Raw genomic sequence first — 1289 nt, 5'->3', positions numbered from 1 at the left:
TGGCAGGCTATTGCCCGCCAGGCTGGATATTTTGTCCATCTTTTATCCATCCACTGGTTACCGAGCCCGGAAGGCCCGGTTCGAATGAGGCTTAAGCCCTAACATCTCTCGAAGCTACCTGCCGCGAGATGCCGCGCTGGCCACGTTCCTACCCGTGGCGCCTTGCTCGCCCACCGCTCGGCGGAATGAGGTCGGACGGAATTCGTGGAGGCCAACGGTTTAAGCAGCGATCTGATTCAGATCGAAGCGCTACGTGAACGCGACAGGCGATTGGTAGTTCAGACGCGCCTGCGTACGTTGCCGGTTGTAGAAGATCTCGATGTATTCGCTGATCGAGTGCCGCGCCTGCTCGCGCGTGGCGAAGCGATGGTGATAGACCAGTTCGTTCTTCAACGTTCCCGAGAAGGATTCGATCGGGGCGTTGTCGTAACAATTGCCGCGGCGGCTCATCGACGCCCGCATGTCGAACTGGCTCACCAGCGCTTGATAGGCCAACGCACAATATTGCGACCCGCGATCGGTGTGGTGAATCAGACCTGCCGGCGGCCGTCGGGCGGCAACGGCGCGAAACTAGGCCTGCATAACCAGATGTTTCGTCATCCGTTCGCTCATCGCGTAACCGACGATTTCACCGCTGTACAGGTCCTTCAGGCCGGCAAGATACAGCCAGCCCTCGTCGGTCGCGATATAGGTGATGTCATCGCACCAGGCTTGATTAGGCGCCGTCGCCGAGAAATCCTGGCTCAGAAGATTCGGCGCGACGGGCAGGTCGTGCTTCGAATTCGTCGTGGCCTTGAACCGGCGTTTCTGCCTGCAGCGTAGTCCCAGTTTGCTGCGCAGCCGCCTGATCCGGTGCACGCCGATTCGCACGCCACGTTCCTTGAGATGTTGCTGTAGCCGCTCGGGCCCGAAGCTTTCCCGGGTTCGCAGGTGAGCCGCGAGCACCTCCGCTTCCAGGCGAGGCTCCTGCTGCGTTCTTTCGGACGGCTTGCGCTTGCGCCACACATAATAGCCGCTCACCGATACGCCCAGCACGCGGCACATCGGCGGCACGGGATAGTCCTGTCGCATTTGTTCAATCACGCCCTACTTCACCGCGACTCCTTCGCGAAGTACGTCGCGAACTTTTTTAGAGACGGTTTCAAAATGGCCCCTTGGGGCTGTTAACTTTCGCGGCGAGCTGTTAACCTCAGGCATCGGAACAACCGAGACCGAGGAGATGGCCAAGCCGATCATCGACGACAAATTGTGGACACTGATCGAACCGCTGCTGCCGCGACCCAAGCCGC

Annotated in this window: 1 pseudogene; it reads right to left on the bottom strand. The window is 59.8% G+C overall.

Annotation, left to right across the window (positions count from 1 at the left end):
• Window positions 1-249 precede the first annotated feature (249 nt).
• Window positions 250-1131 (bottom strand): annotated as a pseudogene (locus tag CFB39_RS40005) (IS3 family transposase); the annotation flags it as partial.
• Between the last annotated feature and the right edge of the window lie 158 nt (window positions 1132-1289).

The sequence above is a fragment of the Burkholderia sp. AU6039 genome (assembly GCF_002223365.1).
Lineage (GTDB): Bacteria > Pseudomonadota > Gammaproteobacteria > Burkholderiales > Burkholderiaceae > Burkholderia.
Note: the sequence above shows the minus strand (reverse complement) of the source record. Positions and strands in the feature narration are given on the sequence as shown.